This is a genomic window from Janthinobacterium sp. BJB401, assembly GCF_013372745.1.
Classification (GTDB): domain Bacteria; phylum Pseudomonadota; class Gammaproteobacteria; order Burkholderiales; family Burkholderiaceae_D; genus Janthinobacterium; species Janthinobacterium rivuli.
Genome location: NZ_JABXFH010000104.1, coordinates 1 through 3,406, shown reverse-complemented (window position 1 = coordinate 3,406; position 3,406 = coordinate 1). Strand labels below are relative to the sequence as shown.

Sequence of the window (3,406 nt, the reverse complement as noted above, 5' to 3'; positions counted from 1 at the left end):
ATACTCCTGGCCCATTGCTCGAAACCCTGACCCACCGTCTGGCCGACACGCCCGTCGAATTCCTGGCCGAGCCCCGCATCGCCGGCGTCGCCAATGCGCAGGCCGTGGCCGTTGCCGCGCTCGTCAACGACATTTTGCTGCTGCATGGCGCCCGCGCGCCGGCCGCGTCCCTGCAGGGTTTTATCGGCGCGCAAGTGAAGGCGGACCGCAACCGGCTGGCTCTGGCCATGATCGTGTGCTGGCTGCTGGCCGACGACTGGTTCATCGGGCAGCGGCTGCCGCAGCACGACTTGCTGCAGTTGCTGGGCGAGGCGGCGCGCGAACTGGCCGCTGCCACGCCGGCCCACCAGTTCACGCAAGACCCCGAACGGCGCGAGGAACTGGCGCGCATCGTGCTGGCGCGCCTGGGCTTTCGGCCCCGCGACGAAAGCGTGGCGCAGGCCACGGACCGCTTGTCCGCCATCAGCGGCACGGAACGCCGCCGCCTGCTCGAAGCGAGCCGCTTGGCCGAGCAGCGCGCGCGTGAAATCCGCGAGGCGCTGGCAAAAAAGGCGGCCGAGGAATCGGCCGACAAGTGGTCGCGCGAATGACGCTCGCTGGCAAACCTGACGTCAATCTGCCGGGTGGCGCCTGGGAATCGGACCACGAGTACTGTCCCACCCTGACACAGGCGGGTGCGCGCATGCTGGAAAAACTGCGCAGCCATCCGGCGGCGCCCGTCTACCGCAACCGCAGCGGCAACAAGCTGCTGGCCGCGGAAGTGGAAGCGCTGCGCGCCTACGAGCAGGAAGTCATGCAGGCGGAGATAGGCTGGAGCACAGACGCGCCGCCGCCCTGGCTGACCGGTTTTCTCAGGACGGCCTACGCCACGGTGCCGCATTACCGCGCCTGCGGCTCGCCGCCAGCGCGCTTGCAGGACGTGGCGCCTATCAGCCGCGCCGAACTGGCGCACGACATCGCCGCCTTCGTGCCCGATGATGCGGACCTGGCCCGCATGATCAATTTCCAGACGACGGGCACCACGGGACACCCGCTGCTGATCGCGTCGCACCCGCTGGTGGCGGGCCGTTACCTGGCCTTCCACAAGCGCGCGCTGCGCCGTTTCGGCGTGACTCTGCGCCATGGCGCGGGCCAGGTGGGCGTGATGCTGCTGGGGCACCAGCGCCGCTGCTTCACCTATGTCTCCGTCACGCCGACGATGCATGAATCGGGTCTGGCGAAGATCAACCTGCACCTGGACGACTGGCGCGACCCGGAGGACCGCGCGCGCTACCTGGATGCCATGGCGCCGGAGCTGATCGCGGGCGACCCCATCTCGTTTGCCGAACTCCTGACCTTGCCCATGAAGCACAAGCCGGCCGCGCTGATGTCCGTGTCGATGATGCTGTTGCCCGGCATGCGTGCGCGCCTGGAAGCGGCATTCGGCTGCCCCGTGCTCGACATTTATTCGCTCAATGAAGTGGGGCCCGTTGCCGTCTACGATGAGCGGGCGGGCGGCCACGTGCTGCTGCAGCACCGTCTGTATGTGGAAATTCTCGATGGCGCGGGCCAGCCCGTGCCCGATGGCGCGCGCGGCGAGATCACCGTGACGGGCGGCTTCAATTTCTGCCTGCCCCTGGTGCGCTACCGCACGGGCGATTACGCCTCGCTGGCGCATGGCCCGCATGGTCCCGTGCTGGTGGGGCTGGCGGGACGCAGCCCCTTGCGCTATCGCACGGTCAAGGGCGAGTGGATCAACAATATCGACATCACGCACGCCCTGAAACCGCTGGCCATCGCCCTGTTCGGCGTGCACCAGCACGGCGACGGCGCCATCGCGCTGCGTCTGGCGCCGGGCGCCATGCCGCAGGCCGACCAGGCGCGCGCCTTGCTCGCGCCTTTTTTCGGCGCCATCACGGTCGAGACTTTGCTGGCGGAAGACAAGATCATTCAATACACCTCGGATTTGCAGGAAGCAGTGGCATGAACCTATATAAACGCGGCCTCGTGGTCGGCAAATTTTGCCCGCTGCACCAGGGCCACGAACTGTTGATCAACCGTGCGCAAGACGCCAGCGAAGAACTGCTGGTGGTCAGCTACACCAAGCCTGAATTTCCCGGCTGCGAGCCGGCGCGCCGTGAACGCTGGCTGCGCGCGCAGTTCCCGCAGGCGCAGATCGTGGTACTGGACGATGCGCGCCTGGCTGCCCTGTGTGCGGCGCGCGGCGTGCCGGCGCGCGCGCTGCCGCACAACGACGACGATGGCGAGCTGCATCGCCACTTCATGGGCTGGCTGTGCTGGAGGGTGCTGGAACTGCCCGTCGATGCCGTCTTTACCAGCGAAGATTATGGCCCCGGCTTTGCACAGGTGCTGCAGCAGCATTATGCGCGGGGCACGGTGGCGCACCTGAGCGTGGACCAGGCGAGAACGTTGGTGCCCGTGTCCGGTACCGTGGCGCGGCAAGATCCGCATGCGCACGGCGCCTTCCTGTCGCCCATCGTGCGCGCTGATTTTGTCACGCGTGTGTGCGTGCTCGGTGGCGAATCGAGCGGCAAGACGACCCTGGCGGCCGCGCTGGCGGCGCATTTCGAGACGGCCTGGGTGGCTGAATATGGGCGCGAACTGTGGGAAAGCCAGGATGGTATTTTGGTTTATGACGATTTGCTCAAGATCGGCCGGGAGCAGCTGCGCCGCGAAGCGCAGGCGCTGTTGGCGGCGCGGCGCTGGCTGTTTTGCGACACCTCGCCCATGACCACGTATTTTTACTGCGTCGAGATGTTCGGCAAGGCCGAGCAGGAACTGGCGCGGCTGGCCGAACACGGCTACGACCTGGTGCTGCTGTGCGCCCCCGACTTCCCGTTCATCCAGGACGGCACGCGCCGCGACGAGGATTTCCGTGCGCGCCAGCATGCGTGGTACCAAGCCGAACTGGCGCGGCGGGGGATCGCTTTTGTCGATGTGTCAGGTTCGGTAGATGACAGGGTCGGGCAGGTGGCGCAGTTGCTCGTGCGCGGGGTGGATTAGGTTCGAACGGGCGTAATCCGACAACGTTGCTGGCGTGCGCGGTGATGTCGGGTGTCGCTGCGCCACGGCAAAAAAAGGCTATGTCACCGTCAAGTGTGGGAATGCACCCAACGTTGCTTTCAATAACGTTTCCGATGAACGGATGCGCCTGGCGTCGAGTATCCAGCGCCAGCCCAGGTAGTTCGGCAGGTAGCGCGTCGCCACGCCGTGAAAGGGCCGTAGCCATTCGCGCAAGCGGCTGTGATAGGCATTGACGTTCTGCACGTGGGCGGCCCCTCGCACACGGATGCCAGCGCGCAAGTTGACTGCTTGGTGGCTGATGCCTGCTTCCCTCGCAAAAGCCAGATAGGCGGCATAACCGTCGGTCACCAGCAGCACGTCCTTGTCGATAACGGGTAGCAGC

General features: G+C 66.3%; 4 protein-coding genes. 3 read left to right on the top strand and 1 reads right to left on the bottom strand.

Going from position 1 to position 3,406, the window contains the following annotated elements:
* From HWE17_RS28325 to HWE17_RS28315, 3 genes are all read left to right on the top strand, one after another.
* On the top strand, positions 1-590 hold a 590-nt coding region (locus HWE17_RS28325), incomplete at its 5' end, for a hypothetical protein (RefSeq protein WP_176391098.1).
* Positions 587-1,966, top strand: coding sequence for a capsule biosynthesis protein CapK (locus HWE17_RS28320; RefSeq protein ID WP_176391097.1), 1,380 nt, complete (start codon positions 587-589; stop codon positions 1,964-1,966). The genes HWE17_RS28325 and HWE17_RS28320, both read left to right, overlap by 4 nt.
* Positions 1,963-3,003, top strand: a complete 1,041-nt coding sequence (locus HWE17_RS28315; RefSeq protein WP_176391096.1) for an AAA family ATPase — start codon at positions 1,963-1,965, stop codon at positions 3,001-3,003. Before HWE17_RS28320 ends, HWE17_RS28315 begins: the two co-directional genes overlap by 4 nt.
* Before the next feature lie 78 nt (positions 3,004-3,081).
* On the opposite strand, the gene HWE17_RS28310 is transcribed toward HWE17_RS28315, so the two are convergent.
* The coding region (locus HWE17_RS28310) for an IS1595 family transposase (protein WP_176391095.1) at positions 3,082-3,406 on the bottom strand (325 nt) is incomplete at its 5' end.